The organism is Peribacillus frigoritolerans, assembly GCF_040250305.1.
Taxonomy (GTDB): domain Bacteria; phylum Bacillota; class Bacilli; order Bacillales; family DSM-1321; genus Peribacillus.
In genome coordinates this window covers 4,494,793-4,514,785 of the sequence record NZ_CP158190.1, presented here as the reverse complement: position 1 = coordinate 4,514,785, position 19,993 = coordinate 4,494,793, and the positions used below count along the sequence as shown (strand labels likewise).

General features: G+C 33.2%; 30 protein-coding genes and 3 pseudogenes. All 33 read left to right on the top strand.

Annotation, left to right across the window (positions count from 1 at the left end):
* Positions 1–9: 9 nt before the first annotated feature.
* The 33 genes and pseudogenes from ABOA58_RS22240 to ABOA58_RS22085 all read left to right on the top strand — a co-directional run bounded on the left by ABOA58_RS22240 (position 10) and on the right by ABOA58_RS22085 (position 19,745).
* Positions 10–552: a T6SS immunity protein Tdi1 domain-containing protein gene (locus ABOA58_RS22240; protein ID WP_350300049.1), complete on the top strand. Its 543-nt coding sequence runs from the start codon at positions 10–12 to the stop codon at positions 550–552.
* A gap of 770 nt (positions 553–1,322) precedes the next feature.
* Positions 1,323–1,763, top strand: coding sequence for an HNH/ENDO VII family nuclease (locus ABOA58_RS22235; protein ID WP_350300048.1), 441 nt, complete (start codon positions 1,323–1,325; stop codon positions 1,761–1,763).
* Positions 1,764–1,765: 2 nt separating this feature from the next.
* Positions 1,766–2,236: an SMI1/KNR4 family protein gene (locus tag ABOA58_RS22230; RefSeq protein ID WP_230160401.1), complete on the top strand. Its 471-nt coding sequence runs from the start codon at positions 1,766–1,768 to the stop codon at positions 2,234–2,236.
* 1,161 nt (positions 2,237–3,397) lie between these two features.
* Positions 3,398–3,824, top strand: a pseudogene (locus ABOA58_RS22225) (T7SS effector LXG polymorphic toxin); the annotation flags it as partial.
* A 3-nt stretch (positions 3,825–3,827) separates the two neighbouring features.
* The gene (locus ABOA58_RS22220; protein ID WP_350300047.1) at positions 3,828–4,262 is read left to right on the top strand and encodes an SMI1/KNR4 family protein; all 435 of its coding nucleotides are present in this window, start codon (positions 3,828–3,830) and stop codon (positions 4,260–4,262) included.
* Between the two features lie 2 nt (positions 4,263–4,264).
* Positions 4,265–4,588, top strand: coding sequence for a tRNA-Val4 (locus tag ABOA58_RS22215; protein ID WP_350300046.1), 324 nt, complete (start codon positions 4,265–4,267; stop codon positions 4,586–4,588).
* A 322-nt stretch (positions 4,589–4,910) separates the two neighbouring features.
* A complete protein-coding gene (locus ABOA58_RS22210) occupies positions 4,911–5,123 on the top strand; it encodes a bacteriocin immunity protein (RefSeq protein WP_350300045.1) in 213 nt (70 codons plus the stop codon).
* Positions 5,124–5,253: 130 nt separating this feature from the next.
* Positions 5,254–5,763 (top strand): ankyrin repeat domain-containing protein, encoded by a 510-nt coding sequence (locus ABOA58_RS22205; RefSeq protein ID WP_350300044.1) that lies wholly within the window; start codon positions 5,254–5,256, stop codon positions 5,761–5,763.
* Positions 5,764–6,364: 601 nt separating this feature from the next.
* A complete protein-coding gene (locus ABOA58_RS22200) occupies positions 6,365–6,919 on the top strand; it encodes an SUKH-4 family immunity protein (RefSeq protein WP_350300043.1) in 555 nt (184 codons plus the stop codon).
* 669 nt (positions 6,920–7,588) lie between these two features.
* Complete coding sequence (locus tag ABOA58_RS22195) at positions 7,589–7,774, top strand: HNH endonuclease (RefSeq protein ID WP_350302943.1); 186 nt, start codon at positions 7,589–7,591, stop codon at positions 7,772–7,774.
* Positions 7,762–8,199 carry an SMI1/KNR4 family protein gene (locus tag ABOA58_RS22190; protein WP_350300042.1) on the top strand — a complete coding sequence of 146 codons (438 nt, stop codon included), beginning with the start codon at positions 7,762–7,764 and terminating at the stop codon, positions 8,197–8,199. The genes ABOA58_RS22195 and ABOA58_RS22190 overlap by 13 nt, the downstream gene beginning before the upstream one ends.
* 38 nt (positions 8,200–8,237) lie before the next feature.
* Positions 8,238–8,429 carry an RNase A-like domain-containing protein gene (locus ABOA58_RS22185; protein WP_350302942.1) on the top strand — a complete coding sequence of 64 codons (192 nt, stop codon included), beginning with the start codon at positions 8,238–8,240 and terminating at the stop codon, positions 8,427–8,429.
* Positions 8,430–8,448: 19 nt separating this feature from the next.
* Entirely contained in the window at positions 8,449–8,751 is a 303-nt protein-coding gene (locus tag ABOA58_RS22180; RefSeq protein ID WP_350300041.1) for a contact-dependent growth inhibition system immunity protein, read from the top strand.
* Positions 8,752–8,892: 141 nt separating this feature from the next.
* Positions 8,893–9,588, top strand: a complete 696-nt coding sequence (locus tag ABOA58_RS22175) for a DNA/RNA non-specific endonuclease (protein ID WP_350300040.1) — start codon at positions 8,893–8,895, stop codon at positions 9,586–9,588.
* Positions 9,589–9,595: 7 nt separating this feature from the next.
* Entirely contained in the window at positions 9,596–10,075 is a 480-nt protein-coding gene (locus ABOA58_RS22170; protein WP_350300039.1) for an antitoxin YezG family protein, read from the top strand.
* Between the two features lie 221 nt (positions 10,076–10,296).
* Positions 10,297–10,833: a hypothetical protein gene (locus ABOA58_RS22165; protein WP_350300038.1), complete on the top strand. Its 537-nt coding sequence runs from the start codon at positions 10,297–10,299 to the stop codon at positions 10,831–10,833.
* Entirely contained in the window at positions 10,776–11,120 is a 345-nt protein-coding gene (locus ABOA58_RS22160) for an HNH endonuclease (protein WP_350302941.1), read from the top strand. Before ABOA58_RS22165 ends, ABOA58_RS22160 begins: the two co-directional genes overlap by 58 nt.
* A 15-nt stretch (positions 11,121–11,135) precedes the next feature.
* The gene (locus tag ABOA58_RS22155; protein ID WP_350300037.1) at positions 11,136–11,570 is read left to right on the top strand and encodes an SMI1/KNR4 family protein; all 435 of its coding nucleotides are present in this window, start codon (positions 11,136–11,138) and stop codon (positions 11,568–11,570) included.
* Positions 11,571–11,915: 345 nt separating this feature from the next.
* Positions 11,916–12,197: a hypothetical protein gene (locus tag ABOA58_RS22150; RefSeq protein WP_350300036.1), complete on the top strand. Its 282-nt coding sequence runs from the start codon at positions 11,916–11,918 to the stop codon at positions 12,195–12,197.
* A 188-nt stretch (positions 12,198–12,385) separates the two neighbouring features.
* The gene (locus tag ABOA58_RS22145) at positions 12,386–12,757 is read left to right on the top strand and encodes an immunity 22 family protein (RefSeq protein WP_350300035.1); all 372 of its coding nucleotides are present in this window, start codon (positions 12,386–12,388) and stop codon (positions 12,755–12,757) included.
* Positions 12,758–12,795: 38 nt separating this feature from the next.
* On the top strand, positions 12,796–13,251 hold the full coding sequence (locus tag ABOA58_RS22140; RefSeq protein ID WP_350300034.1) for a DUF4274 domain-containing protein: 456 nt from the start codon (positions 12,796–12,798) through the stop codon (positions 13,249–13,251).
* Positions 13,252–13,363: 112 nt separating this feature from the next.
* Positions 13,364–13,882: a SecY-interacting protein Syd gene (locus tag ABOA58_RS22135; protein WP_350302940.1), complete on the top strand. Its 519-nt coding sequence runs from the start codon at positions 13,364–13,366 to the stop codon at positions 13,880–13,882.
* Between the two features lie 141 nt (positions 13,883–14,023).
* Complete coding sequence (locus ABOA58_RS22130; protein ID WP_350300033.1) at positions 14,024–14,542, top strand: ankyrin repeat domain-containing protein; 519 nt, start codon at positions 14,024–14,026, stop codon at positions 14,540–14,542.
* Positions 14,543–14,709: 167 nt separating this feature from the next.
* Positions 14,710–15,324: an SMI1/KNR4 family protein gene (locus ABOA58_RS22125; RefSeq protein ID WP_350300032.1), complete on the top strand. Its 615-nt coding sequence runs from the start codon at positions 14,710–14,712 to the stop codon at positions 15,322–15,324.
* Positions 15,325–15,412: 88 nt separating this feature from the next.
* The gene (locus ABOA58_RS22120) at positions 15,413–15,868 is read left to right on the top strand and encodes an SMI1/KNR4 family protein (RefSeq protein WP_096340124.1); all 456 of its coding nucleotides are present in this window, start codon (positions 15,413–15,415) and stop codon (positions 15,866–15,868) included.
* A 265-nt stretch (positions 15,869–16,133) separates the two neighbouring features.
* On the top strand, positions 16,134–16,583 hold the full coding sequence (locus ABOA58_RS22115) for an SMI1/KNR4 family protein (protein WP_350300031.1): 450 nt from the start codon (positions 16,134–16,136) through the stop codon (positions 16,581–16,583).
* A gap of 5 nt (positions 16,584–16,588) precedes the next feature.
* On the top strand, positions 16,589–16,882 hold the full coding sequence (locus ABOA58_RS27780) for a YxiF family protein (protein WP_434547800.1): 294 nt from the start codon (positions 16,589–16,591) through the stop codon (positions 16,880–16,882).
* A gap of 349 nt (positions 16,883–17,231) precedes the next feature.
* Positions 17,232–17,312: pseudogene (locus tag ABOA58_RS22110) on the top strand (recombinase family protein); the annotation flags it as partial.
* Positions 17,313–17,511: 199 nt separating this feature from the next.
* Entirely contained in the window at positions 17,512–17,856 is a 345-nt protein-coding gene (locus ABOA58_RS22105) for a tRNA-Val4 (protein ID WP_350300030.1), read from the top strand.
* Positions 17,857–18,005: 149 nt separating this feature from the next.
* Positions 18,006–18,431, top strand: a complete 426-nt coding sequence (locus ABOA58_RS22100; protein WP_230160467.1) for a DUF600 domain-containing protein — start codon at positions 18,006–18,008, stop codon at positions 18,429–18,431.
* A gap of 146 nt (positions 18,432–18,577) precedes the next feature.
* Positions 18,578–19,171: a hypothetical protein gene (locus ABOA58_RS22095; protein WP_350300029.1), complete on the top strand. Its 594-nt coding sequence runs from the start codon at positions 18,578–18,580 to the stop codon at positions 19,169–19,171.
* 53 nt (positions 19,172–19,224) lie between these two features.
* A pseudogene (locus ABOA58_RS22090) lies at positions 19,225–19,311 on the top strand (HNH/ENDO VII family nuclease); the annotation flags it as partial.
* An 11-nt stretch (positions 19,312–19,322) separates the two neighbouring features.
* A complete protein-coding gene (locus ABOA58_RS22085) occupies positions 19,323–19,745 on the top strand; it encodes an SMI1/KNR4 family protein (RefSeq protein WP_350300028.1) in 423 nt (140 codons plus the stop codon).
* Positions 19,746–19,993 lie beyond the last annotated feature (248 nt).

Sequence of the window (19,993 nt, the reverse complement as noted above, 5' to 3'; positions counted from 1 at the left end):
GGAGTTTGAATGGATAAGTATTTAACGGATTTTAAGTTACATAATAAAGTTCCGAATGAAATTATCGAAAAATATAAACATGTAGTTCCAGAAGAAATGGTGAATTTATGGAAAGACTATGGGTTTGGAACGTTTATGCAAGGGTATTTTAAAAGTGTAAATCCAGAAGAATTTCAAGAAGTTTTAGAAGATAGTAGTGAAAGGTATAAAAATTCAATAGTATTGTTTGCTACTGGCATGGGGGATTTGGTTATTTGGTCAGATGGATATGTTAGATTACTTAATTACAGGTACGGTAAGGTAAAGACTATTATGTTTACATTTGAGTTTTTCTTCCAAAATATTGCTGACTTAGAATTCAGAGATGAAGATTTATCTTGGCAACCTTATCCAGAAGCAATAAAACAATACAATGAGTTGGAGTATGATGAATGTTTTGGTTATACACCGCTATTAGGTCTGGGTGGAGCAGAAAAAGTAGAGAACTTAAAAAAGGTTAAATTAAAAGAACATATCCTCATTATTACTGAATTTATGGGACCAGTTCAATAGTAAAGTAAGGCATGTGCAGATAATTGAAAAGCAAAGCATATGAGAAGGGGACAGAAAAAGAAAAGGTCATTTTGAAGAATTGACTTCATGATGGTTTACCATCATAAGCTCTTGTTTGTACTACCATCTCATGACACAATAAAATAAGACATACGAGTTTAGGCGAGAAATGATGCATTAGTCAATGAAGAGGGTAATGCAAATTTATATCAGTGGATCGACAAAAAGTAGTTGTGAAAATAATAAATGAAAATATTAAAGAATTGATTAAATTATGCAGAAGATATGATCGTGAAATGCCAACAGAAATTAATTGTTTATGATGTACAAGCAAATAAACTAGCGGCGGATTATAAATATGATCATGTACATACAAATGATTCTAATAAAACTGCAAGTTCTATTGCTAGGATATGGTTTGAACAAATCAAGAATGCAAATAATTAATATAAAAAAGATTAAACTAAATAGCTAATGAACCATGATTGAGTGTTCGTCACTCAGTCAAGGTTTTTTTTTTGAACTCTAAAACCGATTCCTTACACATAAGAACGTCCTAAAATCAAAAGTGAGACATTAAAACGCAAACTAAGAACTTACTCCTCATGTATTCGCGAACTCACTAGGTATCCTATGCCCTTGGAATAGTCGTCACATCAGTAGTATGAACAAAAGGCGTGTCGAAGGCAAAAGGATTAGCCTTAATTCCTAATCTATTGCCATACAATCCTAAAAACCAACTGTCGTTGGCAGGGGGAGTACCTTATAATGTGGTTAATGGTGCAGGGTTGAAGGATCAGTTGATTTCAATGGCGAGAGTGGAGTATGAAATTAGTGGTAAGGGTATAGGTAATGGTTATAATTATTGGAATAAAACAACTGAATTTAAAAATGTGAAAGTTTACCAAAGAGATGATATTATAGATCCAAATATGAAAGACGCACGAGGAAGAACTAATCTTGAGAGAATGAAAAAGGGATTGGCTCCACTTGGACCAGATGGAAAGTCTATAAATCTTCATCACACGACACAGAGAAATGAGAGTTCAATAGCAGAGGTTACACAGACGTTTCATAAAGAAAATAGTTCTATAATTCATATCAATCCTAACACTATACCTTCGGGAATAAATAGAGCTGAATTTAATAAATGGAGAAGTGAATACTGGAAAAACAGAACCAAGGATTTTAAATTAGAAAATGGGGGATGAAAATGAGTGTTGAAGCTTATCAAGAAGCAAAACAAATAATATTGAATGATGATGATATTGCTGACTTTATTGGAGGTCGTTCAACTGAATTAATAAATTTGGCTGAAGAAAAGTTAGGATTAAGGTTTACTGGTTTATATTTAGATTATTTACAGACATTTGGTGCAGGTAACTTCGGAGCCCAAGAGATTTACGGAATTATTAGTGTTGATTTTGAGAACTCTTCTGTTCCAGACGCCATATGGTATACTTTAACAGAACGAAAAGAAATTAATCTTCCTAGTAACCTCTTGGTTATTTATGATACTGGAAGTGATGAACTTTTTTGTTTAGACTTTAATCAACTTGATGATAAAGGAGAACCTAAAGTAGTTTCATTTGTACCTGGAGTTGAGTTAGAAAGTCAAATATATGAAATAATTGCTAATGACTTTGGGGATTTTTTATTAGATTTAGTTAAGCAAGAAATATAAATACGCACAAGAACCTTGACTGGCTGCTAGCCTATCAAGGTTTCTTTTTATGTTTGGCTACCCAGTGCCGAATAAACCGCTCTTTATCCAGATAGTAGAGATATCCCTTGTAAGTCCTATATGATGTTAGGCCAATTTATATAGTGCGTACAAATCATTTTAAAATGTATGTACTAATTTACTTCTTATCACCATTTCCATCTTTGAATAGTTTACCTTTGCTTTCCCTTGCCTATTAAAATTTTTCACATCTTTTACGTAAATAGAACGATTACTATGGCGAGAGGCTATTTAACCTCTATTAACATCCGAATGTCGATGTCCAACACTTTGCATACTGTTTTCTAATGTTGATGAGTATCCAGTACAAGGGGAGGAGAAGTATCCCCGCTCTATTTTAATGCAGCAGCTTATAAAAATAGTGAAGCCTATAAAAACCTAGAAGTAAGGAAAAAAGAAACCGCGCAATATCTCAAGGTTAAGAAAGAGGAAGAGGAGAATCGTCGGATCAAAGACTTGATGGCACAACTCAATCATGTAACAGATCCAGATGAGTTCCTCAAAATCGCCAAGCAGATCGGGTATGAAAACTTAGCGACCACCCAGCAGCAATATGTCATGCAGCTAGAAGCGTCCAAGCAAACCGCAGACATTGCAAAAGGAATCGGCGTAGGCCTTTATGATGTAGGAAAAGACTTCGTGACAGGAGTTTGGGATTTTGTAACAGATCCTGGCGAAACGGTTGAAGGCGTAGCAAATTCAATCATGCACCCGATAAAAACCTATAAATATATATCCAAGTCCATCTCCGACTCATATGAAAGAGATATGGTTAATGGCGATGCCTATTCGCGGGCACATTGGGTATCCTATGCCCTCGGAACAGTCGTCACATCAGTAGTGGGGACAAAAGGAGCGGGAGCCGTATCGAAGACTGGGGTAGTCACTACAAAAGCGGCAGCAATAAAAGGCGTTACAAAGGCAAAAGAATTAGCCTCAATTCCCAATCTATTACCTTACAATCCTAAAAACCAACTGTCGTTGGCAGGGGGAGTACCTTATAATGTGGTTATTGGTACGGGGTTGAAGGATCAGTTAATTTCTATGGCGAAAGTGGAGTCGGAAGTTAGTGGTAGGGGTACGGGTATAACTGTTAAAGTAGATTTTGATTTAATATAAAAAATATATTAGAGATATAGAACTACGAACAGGCAAAGAGTTACCTAAAAATCAGAAAGAAAAATTGAAGGAAGCGTTAAGAAATAGAGAATATGTAAAGTTATCACCTGCTGAAACAAGAAAACATCGACGAGTATTTAATAAAGTTAAAGATAAGCTGATTGAGGAGTGGGAAATAAATACTGGACAAAAATGGCCGACTTATACTGAAGATGTTATTTCAGAGAAGACCGGTGAACCAATTCGAAGAAAAGGAGATAAATATGATGCTCATCATATAATTGAGAATATTTTCTAAGGAGAACATGAATGGTGGAATATACATCCTGCAAAATTTCCAAACGAACACCAATCCGGTATCCATGGTATTGGCTCTCCAGCCAATGAATTATTTAAAGGAGGTAAGTAATTAATGAGATTTGATTTTATTAAGAATCAAGATGGTAATCAGTTTTTCCCAGTAAGTGAAAAAGAAATTGAAGAAGTTGAAACAACCTTAGGACTAAAATTCCCTTGTGATTTAAGAGAATTTCTTATAGAAGTTGGTTATGGTTTTCTTAGAAAATCTGAATATAATATCAATCGGATTATGGGACCCGCTTCTATAAGAGATGCTAGATTAAAAGTTAATGATTTTGAATTTGTTCCAGATATAGAATTATATGAAGAACTTGAGGAGGATAAATTAATTTTTTTTGAAGCAAATGAAAGTGCCTTGTTACTTATTGAATTAGGTGACGAAAAACATAATTCTATTTATTACGACGAGATAAAAATAGCTGATTCTTTTGAAGAATTTTTAAGAAAAATTATGGATGACGATAAATATTATATCGATATAGATTAAAAATGGAATATTCGCATGAATTTAAAAGAAACCCATTAGGATATCTAAGAATAATCCTACCACAAGAAATTAACCTTTTCTCAGACTTCATTGAAGATATTGTATTTGAAACAGAAGTGGATGAGTATATTGATATTGTTGAGAAAGTAATGGAAGGTGAATACGATGAATTTGAAATAGGAGGGAATGCTACCAGTGTCTTGATAAAAAAAGATACAACGGTTCTTCATCACTTTTATATCTTCGATAAGCCAAATGAGAATGAAATGGAAACTGAACAATTTAAAGAACTTATGCTAATATGGAGAAACAAAATTCACGAATGATACAAAGAACCTAAGAAATAGGTTTTATAGATCTAGATAAAGTAATGGGGTATCCGAAATAAAAGTTGGTTCTATCTTTTATAATGGAAAAAAAAATAATACAACTTTATGTAATCCCATATCCTCTAAACGAAAAAGCTCAAAAACATTACTCATAAAGCGAAGATTGCGATTGTCCAACTAGTTTAATTCTCTTCTAGCCGAATATATCTCCCTTGAGTCCTCCATGTACCTGGTTATATCATGAGGATGTGGTATTCTAAATATTTTAGACCCTGCTTATCATCTTGGAAAGGGCAGTAATTAAGGGGAGGAGAAAAAAATGAGTAAAAAGTTATCTAAAGAGGAATTAGTTGAATTAGTAAATAAAATATGTAATCCTAAGCTTTCTGATGAAGAAGTGAGTGCATACATAGAAATTTTTGAAAACAATGTTCCTCATCCAGCCCCTAGTGACTTAATTTTTTTGAATGATGAGGATTTATCACCAGTGGACGTAGTAGAGATTGCCTTAGCATATAAAGAAGAAACATAACTGTATTTAAAACATGTATTAGTATAACCTTGAATGGCTATTTACCATTTAAGGTTTCTTTTAGTTGATATGCTTAAGCTACTAGGTGAGAAGTAGCATCAATGAAATAAAGATATTTTAGGAGGATTCTATGGATAATAAGGAAAAAGCAATAAAAATCTTTGATTTAATTAAGAATGGTGATTTAGAACAAGCGAAAGAGATCATTATTACTGAGAAAAGTTTACTTGATTTTGTAACACCTTTTGGAACGTGGCTACATGTTGCGGCTAGAGCTGGTAAACTGGATATGATAAAATTTCTAGTTGAATCGGGTATGGATATTAACATAAACGAAGGCGTACCAAAGTCGGCGACTATTGCACATGCAGCTAGTGAAGGTGAAATTAGTATTGTAGAGTACTTATTTGATAATGGTGCAATATTAGATGTTAGTGACCCAAATAGAAATCCTCTATTCTCAGCGATTTATGGTGGGCACCTTGATATTGTAAAGTATCTTGTTCAAAATGGTATTGATATTACTGTTAAATATACAGGGGATACTATGAAAGATATGGGAGCTTATGAATTTGCTATTGAAAGAGGGCAAACAGAAATTGCTGAATATTTAAAGCGGAAGATAGATGAAAAAGAATAGAAAAGTGACTTTTTAGTTAATGTAATTGCTATTGGATAGTACAATAAAATGGTTACAATGACTTTATAAGTTATTCTATCAAGAACCGGATGAAAGCACTTGGTTGCCTTTTAGGAAACAGGTGCTTTTTCGCCTTTAATACCAAATGTTTAAAAAAGGAATTTTGAGCTGCGTGTAGCGATGGATGAAAATCACGCTTCTGTAGTGCCGACCCTTATGAGTAGGGCCTTTCGATCGCCAATAAATAAAGACCTTTGAAAAAGCAGCCTCCAAGACTGGAGGGAAATCATCATTCTTGGAGGTTATTGTGATGCGTTCGATTAAGGCAAATTAACGATCCAACGTACAAAAACTCGTATGATACAACGAAAATTACTCCTGAAACTGATGATTATTGGAAACAAGCTAATCGATAGCTACGGTTCCACAATCATTGCATAAAGGCTATAGAGGAATACACAATTTTGAGAAAGAACACAATATTAGGGGGAACGACCCGTTGACTGAAATGGGAGAAGTATTTACGTCTGAAAAGAAACCATAAAGTTATTACAAGCAATCAACTGAAGTAAATTATTAATAAATAGTGGAGGTATAAAATATGATTTCGCCACAGGAGTTTTTGGACAAATGGAATAGTGACACCTATGGTTTGGTTAATTATGATGAATCTAATATTAATTCATTTTCCTTAACTAATGAAACCAAAAGTTTTTTAATTAAAGCAGGGTTACCTGAGTCTGCTCCACCTTTTCTAACATTCGAATCTTCAACCAACGGTGGGGGGATTAGACTAACCGAAAAAAATAATAGTTTAGGAAAAATGTATGATAGGTTTATATATTTAGGGTATACTGGTAGCGGATATCCAGTGTGTATTAATGAATCTAACTCTGAGGTCGTATATATTGATTATGATAATGAAAATAATAGTGTATTAATAAATGCTACAATAGCAAATTTTGCAGAGTCTTTGCTTCTCTATGTAGAATTTATAAAAAAGGTTAAAGCTGTTAATGGAAGAAGAGCCTATCTTGAAAAAAATACAACTAAAGAGTTGTTAGACTGGATTTCCAAGAGCTTTCATCAAATTGACGCTGTTTCTTTAACTCAAGGTGGGTTCTGGGAAGAAGAACTTGTCAGCTTTAGTGAATAAAATATATAGGGTAATATTACATTTAATATTATAGATACAGAAGAATATTTTCAGATGTATGAAAACCTTGATCGGCTAACGCTATTCAAGGCTTCTTTATGGGGGTCTAGTGCCGAACGAACTGCTTTTTGTTTAGAGAACAGAGGTAACCCTTGTAATCGCTATACTATGTTATATGAAATTACAAAGTGTATACAATCTACTTTAAAACGTATGTCCTATTAACCGCTTGTCATATGCAGTTAATACCAAAATATGACCAATTACCACCATGTCTATTCTCCAAAATCCTACTTTCGCTTTCTCCCTGCCATTTATTATTTTTCGCAACTTTTACGTACATACAACGATTACTATTGCAAGATGTAATTGCAGATGGCAAACATCAAGCCATTTTATAACGGTTAAAGATAGAGAATGGATAGGCTTTCGTACCCTTGCGAGTCCCTAGAGACTAACTCTCGACCTAAGGTTGCCGAAATTCTCTGTCTTGCTTTGTCAGTTTAAACTAAAATAAGGGTGAGGTTTTCTGAAGAGAAGAGATACGTATATTTATATAAGACCAGATTTACACAAGTTCCAACATACAGCGGTGATATTGGATTGTTGGTTTGAGAAGCTAGGTGAAATGACCAAAATAAACAATCCATAATCCAAGTTTATTAGAATATTGATCCACCAATAAGAGATATTAGGAAGCCACCAGAAGGTTATACTTGGCATCATCATGGAGATGGAAAAACTATGATGCTAGTAGATGAAGACATTCACAGAGAGTTTAGACACATTGGTGGTCATCAAAAATTAATGGGGAAAATAAGTAAGGATATAGGAGTGAGAGCATGGCAAAAATGATTAGTGAAAATCCAAAGATTTCTTTACAAGATATAAAACAATTTGAACAAGAGTATGATGTTACGCTACCTAAACAATATGTTGATTTTCTACTAGAATACAATGGAGGATATCCTCAAGAATCTAGCTTTAAAATCTCTGATGATGAAGGAGAAAGTTTAGTCAATAAGTTTTATGGGATTAGGGATATGAAAAGTAATTTAGGTAAAGTTTTTGAGGTTTTAGAAGGAGAAATACCAGAAGATTTTATTTCAATTGCTAATGATCCAGGAGGAAATGAGATTCTATTAGGGGTTAGTGGAGAGTATCAGGGAAAGGTATATTTTTGGTTTCATGATATAGAACTAGAGGACGAAATGGGGAATATGTTTATCCTCGCAGATAGTTTTGATGAGTTCTTAAATAACTTATATGTATCTGAATAATGATACTCATAGAGAGCTACATTTAACTGGATTAAGCAATCCTAGATTTTTTATCTTGGCAGAGTAATCCTAAAAGCAAGTCAAACTTAGTCTTGACTGATGAAGGAACCGAAGTCATTGGACGTGGTGTGAAAAGAGGCTATACAACTGTTGAAAATATGACAAATACTAGAATTATCTTGAAAAAGGATGGAGAAGGGAATTATATTCTAACTGGTTATCCAAATTAATACTAAAGGATGAGATGTTATGTTGTCTTCTAACAAACTAGAAGAACCTGCTTTTCAGTTCTTGGCTGGAACTTTTCATCAGGATATTGAATCTCCAGAAGAGGCATTAGAAGAGTTATTAACTGAGGAAAGTAAAGAGTATCTGGAATCCGCTATTGTCTTTTTAACAGATTTTATTGGAAGTGAGTATTCTGATATCGAAAAGAATGAATACGTTCAATCTTGTGCAGATGGTGTGTACTTTCCCGCTCTTGGTTTAGAACCACTTCAGTGGCTAAACCAAGTAATTGAACAAATAAAAGAAGCTGTTAAAACAAAATAGACTTATTATGAGGAAAACTTGATTGGCTAAAAGCCTTTCAAGGTTTCTCTTTTGTTTTGGGCTACCTAGTGCCGAGTAAAGAGCTTTTGTTTTTGGGATTTTGTCACAAACCTTGGGTTAGCGACAACAAAAGCGGCTGCAGTGAAAGGTGCAACTAAGGCAAAAGAACTGGCCACTATCCCTAACCTATTGCCATACAATCCTAAAAACCAACTGTCGTTGGCAGGGGGAGTACCTTATAATGTGGTTAATGGTACTGGATTAAAAGAACAGTTAATTTCGATGGCGAGAGTGGAGTCTGAACTTAATAATAAGGGTACGGGTAATGCTAATAGAGTTGAGATTCCTTATGGAACACAAATTCGTAAGATTGGTAACAAAAAAGTATTACAACCGAATGTAAAGTACAAAACAAAAGAAGGATACAACTATGAAACCAATGAATTTAGTCGTATTGATAGTGTCGAAGCTGAATTAAAACTTGGCACAGGAAAGAGAAATCAATATGCTCAAAGTAATGTGGGTGAATCAGACAGAATCAGAGGCGATTATCCAGAGAGAGATGATGGCGGGCATTTAATCGCCAGTCAATTTAAAGGTTCTGGAGATATTGATAACTTAGTCCCGATGAATTCCCAAATAAATGAAGCTGGGGGTAAATGGCATCAGTTGGAACAAGAATGGGCATCAGCATTAGACAGAAAAGAAAGCGTAAAAGTAAAATTAAAACCTCAATACATTGGTAATTCTGCTAGGCCTGATAGTATTATGGTTGAGTACTCAATCGACGCTGGTAGAGCCAAGAAGGTCACAATACAAAATCAAATTGGGGGTTAGTGAAGTTATGGAGCAACAGATGGATCAGATGTATCCCATGATAGCAGAGCATGTTTTAAGTATGATACCAGATGGTAAATGGTATGAGATTTACTTGTATGCTGAAATATTGGATAGTTCTAGAGAGGTGTACTTTTATTTCAATACTTCTGAGAATGAGGATTTTATTTATTCTCATGATATTCCTGAAAAATATAGGGTGAATGAAAAAACTTACGATGACTTGTTATTGGAATTACAAACAAAGTTTAGTGATTTAAGACAAATATTTATTAAGAATGATCAAGAGGCATGGACAAATTTAACCTTAACATTGCAGTATCCTGGAAAGATAAATATTCATTATAATTATGAAGACGTAATAAACTCAAAAATATCGCCGACTCAACGACAAATGATTTTTGAATATCAACATTTAGGCTTGTTGCCTCAAAGTGAGAAAAATAGACAGTTTGTACAAAACTATGTAAATAATAAAAATGACTAGAGATAAACCAGCTCCAATAACTTTTAATGTGATTAACTATATGACTTACTTACCTGAATCTGAATATGATAAGAGTATTTTAGAAGAATACCTTAAAAAAGAATAATGGAGGACAAGCAAAGCTTGTGTATGACCTTAACGAAAAAAGTTAAGGTCTTTTCATTGTTGAAATTTGAATATGTATCATCTTAAGTCAAATCGGGTTCCTAGGATAATAGTCCGTGAGGTCTAAAAATCATTCTTTAGAAAAAAATATGGATTTACCTCAGGCGAGCTGGCTTAGAATAAAAGGTCCAAGTGGTACAAAGTTCATTCCTTACAGTAAGGAATTTGCGCAAAAGCAGGTTCAGATGGTTCAAGCTACAATAACAGACATAGCGAGATCAGGAAAACCCACGTTAAAAAATATAGGTGAAGAAATAGGTGAAAAAGAAATACCAAAACGGATAATTATGGAACAAGTTTCCCTCGCAGGAGGAACAAGCCTTTGCCAAGTTGTGATGGAAAAGCAGACAACTAAGGAAGCCTATCAGAAATTTGCGGTGAAGGATAGCAAAGTAGAGGATATTTCAGGGGAGAATATTCCTAAGGGTACGGGTAAAGGTAATAGGTTAAAAGTAGAAGATGTCACTAAAGAGAATTTGGAGACTAAACCAATGAACTCTCCTATACCTGAAAAGAGGTATAAAAGGGTGGGAAAATCTCTATTGATAGTAATGGCACTTGGACTTATACTTACAAGCCTGGAATATCAGTAAGTTATCCAAATGGTTATCCTGATTTTACACCCTATGTACATCCAAATGTTGAGCCGGTTAAAATCGAGGTACATTCGCCTAAGAATAATCCGAAAGATTTTGAAAATGCAAATAAAGCAGCAAACCTTAGTAAAGATATTGATTCTCCAATTTCCGACATAAGGAGACCTCCTTTAGGATACACTTGGCATCATCATCAAGATGGAGAATCAATGCTTCTTATAGAAAAAGATATTCATGATGAATTTAAGCACATAGGTGGACCATCAAAAGTTAATGGTAAATAAGGAGTGAGTGAGAGTATGGTAAATATTGAAAAGATCCATGACAATCTATCTATCGGAAACTTAGAGAGCTTTGAGCAAAATCAAAATATAACCCTGCCAAAAGATTATAGAGATTTTTTATTAGAATATAATGGTGGATATCCCAATCCAGGTATTTATAAAATATCTGATGAGTTGGGAGAAAGTATATTAAATATTTTTTATGGAATTGGTAGTATGTATGATAATTTAGAGAAGAAGTTTGATATTTTTAATGAAATATTAGAAATAGGATTTATTCCAATAGCAGATGACCCAAGTGGAAATCAAATATGCATTGGAATAAATAAAGAGTATTTTGAACAAATATTTCATTGGGCTCATGATGAGGAACATGATGAAATGGAAAATATGTACTTTTTATCAAACAACTTTAATGAATTTCTTGACAGTTTATACGAGGAACAATAATTTTTTAGCAAGCAAGAAAATAGTTTTTATTAGTAACTGAAAGGTAACTTTAATAAGTTAAGTCGTGGATTAAAAGGCAACAATTATACTCATACCTTGATTGGCTATGGCCATTCAAGGTTTTTCTTTTGTATGGGGCTACCTGTGCTGAGTAAACAGCTTTTTATACAGAGAATAAGAATAAATCGCTTTAATCCCTATATGATGTTTTACCAATTAATATAGTACCTACAACAACAATAATGATTCTTCTTCTGAATTCTGTAAGAAAAGAGCGTTAACTTTTTTAAGTAAGAGGAGAAGTTCCTAACAAGTTTATAATAATTTCTCCAAAGGAGTGAGGTTATGTTCTTATATTTCCGTAATGAATGTTTGGGTGAAATACAGAATGATAATAAAGAAGGCGTGTGGTTTTATGGATCTATCATAGCCAATGAAAATATAATAAAGTATAAAGATTTTTTAACGGCACTTGTTAATGAGGAGAAAGAATTCAAGGAAGGTAGTTTTAGTGAAGAATGGCTTAACGATGATAATTGGTTTATTGTTGATGAGCATCAAAATAAAAAGGGAATATATTTACCGGCAATACATGAAGATGGGGAGATAAATTGGCGGTATAGATAACTTATAATTTGCCTTGAAAGTGTAGGTCTTTCAAGGCTTTTCTGATAATATTTTAAAGGTAACTAAACAGCTATTAAACATCACATATAAAGCACAGACTCTATAATACTTTTATTAAAAGGCTAACTATGTATATCGAAGGCGGTACTTCATCTTTACCATAAGGTCTTAAATTAGGAGGTTTAATAATGGAAAAACAAGGACTAGTTTCTATATGGTTAGGTAATATCAAAAATGAAAACTCTATAGAAGAATATGTGGATGTAAAATATGATGAAGATGGGGAGTCTGTTCCTTCTAAATTTTTTATGGATTTTAATATTGATATGGATGATACTGACGAGGATTTTATTGAAAAAGAAGTATTAGAAAATAGTAATGATATTTCTATATTGTTAGAAGGCTGTTCATATGAAGAAATTATAATCCCTAAAATTAAAAAACACTTTAATTTAACAAAGTCATATAATGCTGTAATTCTAATTTATAATTTTGAGTATGATAATAAAATTAATTCAATAGGTGAGTTTGATTTTATCACTTCTATTAGTTATGTATAATAGTAATTTTAAAATTATTGAAATTACGGTGAGTTACTGTGGATAAAAAAGTTATTAGTTTCCTTGAACAGTTACTTTATAATACAGATAAACACTATATAATCAGTGAGCTAACGAATACATACAACCCTTTATTACTTCATTATTTTGCTGCAAATTATAATTGGAATAGTGGATTTGATGTACCAAGAGTTATTTTAGAAAACGAAGCTTGTGATTTAGGAACAGGTTTACTAATGTTTCATTATGCGGAAGGCATTCGTATGTTAGAAAATTCAGAGGAAGTTTCAAGTTCTTCGTTAGAGGAATGGAAAGGTTTTTTGAATAAGATTCACAATAAACTTATAAACTTTGAATTTAAATCTCAGAATATTTCCTTTGACCCTGAATTAACTAAAATTCAAAAGTATAAGTTGAAAAAGAATAACCCAAACATTCCTGATATTCTTATTAATAAAGCACCAGGCGAAGTGGTTGACGTTCCTAAAATATAATGTAAATGTTTTAAACCTTGATTGGCTTAAGCTTTTCAAGGTTTTTTATGTCTTATAATTGGTTTAATAAAGTTAAACGAAAAGGGTGATATCTTTGTCTATTAAGAAATCAATGGGCCAATACTTCAGAATGAGACATGAGCTTGCGGATGAAGGAATGGACTTCTTATTTAAGGCTCCAGTGACTGAAGAGCTTAATTCAATAATTTATGAAGGTGAAGTTGACGAAGAAGATTATATTACATGGAAACCTGTAGAAAAAACTACTTCACATGACTTAAAGGAGTTAGAAGAGAACTTAGGGGTGGGATTCCATAAATCAATTATTGAATATTTTAATTCGTATTGGTTCGCTAATTTAGACGGATTTTTAAATGATTTCTATATTAAATTAGATGCGGTTTTGCCAAACTTCGAGTTTGATTCATTCCGAGGGACCTTAGAGGGGTATAAGAGCAATCATAACAATAAACTAGAAAATATCCCTTTAGGTATCGAAGGGAATGGTTTGTTAGTGGTAATTGATAATGAGAACGGTAAAGTAAAGTTAGAGGATTTCGAAAGGAATTCATTTGAGGTTATATCAGAAAGTATTGAAGCATTAATTTCTAAACTAAGAATAATAAGATAGTCGGAAATTCACAGTTGATAAAACTGAGGTAAATTGGTTCTATCAACTTTTTAATTTGAAGAAATACCCCTTAAAGGACGATTCACTCTTAGGTGAAATTATTTAAATACTAGAAGACCTTGGAAATGAAGGAGAAACTAAATGGATAAAACTCAAATTGCGAAAGACATTAGAGGTGCCATAAAAAGTGACCAATTGGATACGTTAAGAGATTTACTTGAAAAAGAACCAGAAATGTTAACAGTGATGACACCCTTTGGTACATGGTTACATATAGCAGCAGCTTATGGGCGTTTAGAAATAATAGAATATCTTATTAATGCCGGGATAGATACTAATGCACAGGGTGGAACTTTTTCTGCAAATGCCCTTGAAAGAGCAGCTACAAAAGGGCATTTAGATATTGCCGAATATCTCATTAACCAGAATGTTGAGATTGATACTAGTGAACCAGATAGAAATCCTCTGTTTGCTGCAATATATGGCGGTCATTTTGAAATTGTTAAATTGGTAGTTGAGAATAATATAGATATATCCATAAAATACTCTGGTGACAACATGAAAGATATGGATGCTTATGCATTTGCTATTGAAAGAGGGCAAACAGAAATTGCTGAATATTTAAAGCGGAAAATCGATCAGATGGGGACTTCAAGTTAGTTTATGATAGCTAAAAGGTTAGTAGTCAAAAACAGGCGAAAAATTGGCTAAGAGAAAAAGGTCTGACATCCCACCATGCAGAAGATATTACTATACAGTTAATCCCTACAAAGTTACTTGAAAATCACCACTGTGCTGCATCAGGTTTAAGAGGAGGGTTTTAATTTTTGGGTAACAAGTATATAGATCAAATAGAAAATAAATTAAACGCCTTAAATATTAAGAAACAAGAATTCACTTCTTTAAGTTCAAGAGAAAATCAGGTTAAGAAGTTAGAAAAGATGTCTGATATTTACATTCCAAAAGATTATAAGGAGTTTCTTCTTAACTATGATGAAACTTTTTTTGACAATGAGGTAACGTATAAACCGATTGAGACATCACCTTGGACATCTAAGGAGGGAACTCAAGTATTTGAAGGTTTTTATGGATTATCTAGTGAAAATAATTTATTCGACAAAATCAAAGATTATTTAAATCGGATGCCAGATTGTATGATTCCAATTGGGGAAAGTCCAGGAGGAAATGTAATATGCATAGGAGTAAGGGGAAGTTATATAGGTAAAGTTTACTTCTGGAACCATGAAAATGAACGTGAAGCTAAAATAATGGCAGGAATAGATGTTGCTTCAGATGACATTAACTCATATTGGGAAAATATACATCTTGTATCGGAAACATTCTTAGGTTTTTTAAGTGACTTAGAATTAATTAATGAAACTGAGAAGCTGGACGTTGATGGCGTAGAGTTGTGGCTAGATGATGAATTATTAGATGATTAAATTGTTTTTATTATTATGTTTACCTTTTTGATGGATAGCACCACCTTATAAATGAAAGGACTAAATACAATATTAGTAGGTGATATTGGTGAAATATTCAGCTGTACAGGAATTCATTAAGCAGTATGGCAAAGATGATGATTTTACAGGTGGAGTAAGTGAAGACAAAGTAAAAGAAACTGAAAATAAATTACAGATCCCACTTCCGGCTAGCTACAAGTGGTTTTTAAGGAACTATGGCGCAGGCGGGATTTTTGGTGTAGATATAATAGGTTATGATTTAGTAGGTCCATCAGTAGTGGATGCCACTCGAGATTATCAGAAATATTATAAGTTAATTGCCGGGATAGTGGTTATAGAAAATGTTGATCAATTTGCCTACTGTCTCGATACAAATAAAATGAAAAATGGAGAATGCCCAGTGATTCTTTGGGATAACCAAGAAGGATATGGTTTTACCGCTGCGGATAATTTCCTGGATTATTTAATCGAAAGTCTTGAAGAGGCAAAAGAGAACTGGGATGAAGATGAAGAAGATTGGTGAAAGCTATTTATCTTGCTTTGTTATAAAGAAGAAGAGAAAATTAATTAGATTTATCGTATTCCCATAGCCAACCGGAAAAAAGGAACAAAATAACTCATAGAGACTTTTTGACAGAAGTTTGGAGTTTTATCTCAAATCCTGAGGTAACTACTACAAAAAGCGGCTGCAGTAAAAGGCGTTACGAAGGCAAAAGTATTAGTGTCAATGCCTACTCTATTGCCTTACAATCCTAAAAACCAACTATTGTTGGCAGGGGGAGTACTAAATGAATAAAGAGGAATTAACAAATTTTATTAATGAACATAAGGAATCAGATGACTTTACAGGTGGAATAGCAGAAAGCCGAATCAATGTTGTCCAAAATGAGCTAGGGGTGGAATTACCAGAGAGTTATAAGTGGTTTTTAACGACCTATGGTTCTGGTGGTGCATTTGGTGTTGATATTTTAGGCGTGGCTAAGTCGTATAGAGCTCCAGCTGTAGTTAACACGAAGAGTTATAGAGATTTAGGATTGGAAAAAGATTTAGTGGTTATTGAAAATGCTGGAGAATATGTTTATTGTTTATATACAAGCAAAATGGAGAATAATGAGTGCCCAGTAATAGCGTGGAATAGACTAGGGGGACTTGATGACTGCAATACAGCAAAGAACTTTTATGAGTTTTTATCACAAAGGTTATTGAATGCAAAAGAAGCATGGGAAGAAGATTTTTAAAATAGATAACTAGAAGCAAAGAAAATATTCAAAAATCAATACAATTGTTAAATGCGACTATTGATAATATCAAAGTAATCCCCAAGAAAGGAAGACTATTGTTTTTTAGAGAAAATGAAATAGAAGCAATGTTGATTAATGTTAATGAAGTATTTAGTCACCTAGATAATATTCTTAAGTTAACGAAGTTTTCAGTAGGATATGGAGATTTTATACTAGTTGCAGAAGATTTAAATTTCGGTTTGTGTATTGAACGAACGGAATATTTTTATGAGTTTAGTGTTTGGGTACTATCATAAAATGAAACATATGAGAACCTTGATTGGCTAAATGCCTTTCAAGGTTTTTTAGTTATTAAAAATAGTTTTTCGGTTAAAAATGTTTCATATTTGAATCAAGTGCCCATGAAGGTTGTACCATCATGGAGTATTGATTTTATAATTGGACTTTGTGAGAAGTACGATAAGTAAGCGAGATGACATTGTACATGGTGGGGATAGTTATGGAATAGCTAACAAACTAACTATAATGACAAAGCTCGTGGCGATAAACAATGGGTAACGTAACTAAGAGACGGTCGTATAATACTCGCTATTCGGTTGCAAAGCGTTACGGTAATCACAATTTATGTAACCGGAGGTTGAAGAATTGAACGTTGTTGGGTATATACGGGTCTCCACTCATGAACAAGCAAGAGTTGGATATAGCTTGAAGTATCAAGAAGATGAGTTTCTTCCCAAAAAAGTGAAACCGTACCGAAGTATTAAAAGCTATTAATGAAACTTACCAATCTAAAGAACAAATTGGTCAAATAAATATAGGGGTATCACTTCATTAGATATTAAGTAGAAATGTACTTGAATAAAGATGAATCAATAGAAACGGCATATCCATTATATATAAATGATCTAAAAGGGGATAAAAGCGTATGAAATATTCATATGAATTTAAAAGAAACCCATTAGGATATCTAAGAATAATCCTACCACAAGAAATTAACCTTTTCTCAGACTTCATTGAAGATATTGTATTTGAAACAGAAGTGGATGAGTATATTGATATTGTTGAGAAAGTAATGGAAGGTGAATACGATGAATTTGAAATAGGAGGGAATGCTACCAGTGTCTTGATAAAAAAAGATACAACGGTTCTTCATCACTTTTATATCTTCGATAAGCCAAATGAGAATGAAATGGAAACTGAACAATTTAAAGAACTTATGCTAATATGGAGAAACAAAATTCCAGAAAGATACAAAGAAACTGAGAATTAAGTTTTATAGATCTAGATAAAGTAATGGGATATCCAATTTATCGTACAATATGAGATAGCGGAAAATATGATGAAAATAATATATTGAATTAGGAGTGGATTTAAGTGGGTAAAGTATTTGAGGATTTTTTTAGTGAATTGCAAGCAGATATGGTTTCTATATGTTTAGAGTATGCTTTTGAAAGAGCTAATAAAATATATATATATTGTTCACATGAAGAAGGCCTTGTCTCTAATGACTTTTTTTATAATATCAATGGTAAGATTGTAGAGAGACATAAACTCAATGATGCATTAGTCAATGAAGAGGATAATGCAAACTTTTCTTATGATATATCAGTAGATCGACAAAAGGCAGTTGTGAAAATAATAAATGAAAATATTAAAGAATTGATTAAATTATGCAGAAAATATGATCGTGAAATGCCAACAGAAATTAAGATTGTTTATGATGTACAAGCAAATAAACTAGCGGCAGATTATAAATATGATCTTGTACATACAAATGATTCTAATAAAACTGCAAGTTCTATTGCTAGGATATGGTTTGAACAAATCAAGAATGAACATAATTAATATAAAAAAGACCAAAACAATTAGCTGAAAAACCTTGATTGAGTGTTCGTCACTCAGTCAAGGTTTTCTTTTTGACCTATATAAACATAAGAACGTCCTAAAATCAAAAGTGAAACATTAAAAAGCAAGCTAAGAATTTACTCCTCATGTTTTCGCGGCCTCACTGGGTATCCTATGCCATCGCAACAGTCGTCACATCAGTAGTAGGAACAAAAGGCGCAGGGGCCGTAACGAAAACTGGTGTAGCGACAACAAAAGCCGCTGCAGTAAAAGGTGCAACAAAGGCAAAAGAACTGGCCACTATCCTTAACCTATTGCCATACAACCCTAAAAACCAACTGTCGGTGGCAGGTGGAGTACCTTATAATGTGGTTAATGGTACTGGGTTAAAAGAACAGTTAATTTCTATGGTGAAAGTGGAGTCTGAAATTAATAGTAGGGGTACGGGTAAATATCAAGTTGGAGCATATAAAGATATTAAAGGAGTAGAAGGACTTGATGCCCATCATGCAGGACAGAAGGCAGCAATGAAGAAATTAGTAGATAATTATGATTTAAATACTGCACCTGCAATTAATGTTACAAAGGTGGGGCACACCATTAAAGGACCTAATGGAATAGTTTCAAGAAGTACAAAAGGAATAGATACTCCTAGACAGTTATTGGCAAGAGGTTTTAGGGAACTTAGAAGAGTCTATGATGAAATACCGAATTCTGCTTTAAAAGAACTTATCATCTAAAAGCCAAGAGGCATTCGAATAGAGAACTTGCCGCAAAAGTTCGCCCGCCGAATGCAATTGATAATGATGGAGTTCTAGATAAACAATTCAACAACTTCAGAAAGAAGTACTGGAAATGGCGTTCTAATAATCTAGAGTGAGGTGATTAATCATGAATAATGAACTATTAGAATTGATAAATGAATATATGAAAAAAGGAGACTTTATTGGAGAAGTTCCTGATGCTAACATAGCATGGGCCGAGAAAATATTGGAAGTGAAGTTCCCACCAGAATATAAAGAATTTGTTAAAAAGTTTGGTTCCGGAGGGATTTGTGGAGTTGACGTATTGGGTGTTGAAGGCGCAGACTACGCATCTGTAGTTGAAAGTACAAAGCGTTATAGAAAGTTAGGTTTATCCAAAAAATATATTGTTATAGAGAATGTTGATGAGTTTGTTTACTGCTTAAGCACAATAGATGATTATAATGTTGTGCGATGGGATGATATAAGCAAAAAAGCATTAAATAGATATACAACATTTAATGTGTATTTACAAGATAGCTTTCAAGAGGCAATTGATAACTGGGATTGATGGTTGTATCATCATGGAGTTGTATAACGAAACTTAGTTATGAAAATAAGAATTGAATACGAAGTATAGTTAGACGGAAAAAAAACTAACGAAGTTAATCAAGCAAGTTGGCTTAAACATAAAAATTTTGTGAATTATATTCTGAAGAACAGGATAGTGTTAGAAATAATCGTTTTGAATGCCCAAGATAAAAAATTTCATTCAGAGTATTGGAAGTGGATAATTTCGGATGTTGAAAGACAAGGATT

Coding starts and splice junctions, on each gene's coding strand:
- ABOA58_RS22240 (WP_350300049.1), top strand. CDS start 10: ATGGATAAGTATTTAACGGATTTTAAGTTACATAATAAAGTTCCGAAT.
- ABOA58_RS22230 (WP_230160401.1), top strand. CDS start 1,766: ATGAGTGTTGAAGCTTATCAAGAAGCAAAACAAATAATATTGAATGAT.
- ABOA58_RS22220 (WP_350300047.1), top strand. CDS start 3,828: ATGAGATTTGATTTTATTAAGAATCAAGATGGTAATCAGTTTTTCCCA.
- ABOA58_RS22215 (WP_350300046.1), top strand. CDS start 4,265: ATGGAATATTCGCATGAATTTAAAAGAAACCCATTAGGATATCTAAGA.
- ABOA58_RS22210 (WP_350300045.1), top strand. CDS start 4,911: ATGAGTAAAAAGTTATCTAAAGAGGAATTAGTTGAATTAGTAAATAAA.
- ABOA58_RS22205 (WP_350300044.1), top strand. CDS start 5,254: ATGGATAATAAGGAAAAAGCAATAAAAATCTTTGATTTAATTAAGAAT.
- ABOA58_RS22200 (WP_350300043.1), top strand. CDS start 6,365: ATGATTTCGCCACAGGAGTTTTTGGACAAATGGAATAGTGACACCTAT.
- ABOA58_RS22190 (WP_350300042.1), top strand. CDS start 7,762: ATGGCAAAAATGATTAGTGAAAATCCAAAGATTTCTTTACAAGATATA.
- ABOA58_RS22180 (WP_350300041.1), top strand. CDS start 8,449: ATGTTGTCTTCTAACAAACTAGAAGAACCTGCTTTTCAGTTCTTGGCT.
- ABOA58_RS22170 (WP_350300039.1), top strand. CDS start 9,596: ATGGAGCAACAGATGGATCAGATGTATCCCATGATAGCAGAGCATGTT.
- ABOA58_RS22155 (WP_350300037.1), top strand. CDS start 11,136: ATGGTAAATATTGAAAAGATCCATGACAATCTATCTATCGGAAACTTA.
- ABOA58_RS22150 (WP_350300036.1), top strand. CDS start 11,916: ATGTTCTTATATTTCCGTAATGAATGTTTGGGTGAAATACAGAATGAT.
- ABOA58_RS22145 (WP_350300035.1), top strand. CDS start 12,386: ATGGAAAAACAAGGACTAGTTTCTATATGGTTAGGTAATATCAAAAAT.
- ABOA58_RS22135 (WP_350302940.1), top strand. CDS start 13,364: ATGGGCCAATACTTCAGAATGAGACATGAGCTTGCGGATGAAGGAATG.
- ABOA58_RS22130 (WP_350300033.1), top strand. CDS start 14,024: ATGGATAAAACTCAAATTGCGAAAGACATTAGAGGTGCCATAAAAAGT.
- ABOA58_RS22115 (WP_350300031.1), top strand. CDS start 16,134: ATGAATAAAGAGGAATTAACAAATTTTATTAATGAACATAAGGAATCA.
- ABOA58_RS22105 (WP_350300030.1), top strand. CDS start 17,512: ATGAAATATTCATATGAATTTAAAAGAAACCCATTAGGATATCTAAGA.
- ABOA58_RS22100 (WP_230160467.1), top strand. CDS start 18,006: ATGGTTTCTATATGTTTAGAGTATGCTTTTGAAAGAGCTAATAAAATA.
- ABOA58_RS22095 (WP_350300029.1), top strand. CDS start 18,578: ATGTTTTCGCGGCCTCACTGGGTATCCTATGCCATCGCAACAGTCGTC.
- ABOA58_RS22085 (WP_350300028.1), top strand. CDS start 19,323: ATGAATAATGAACTATTAGAATTGATAAATGAATATATGAAAAAAGGA.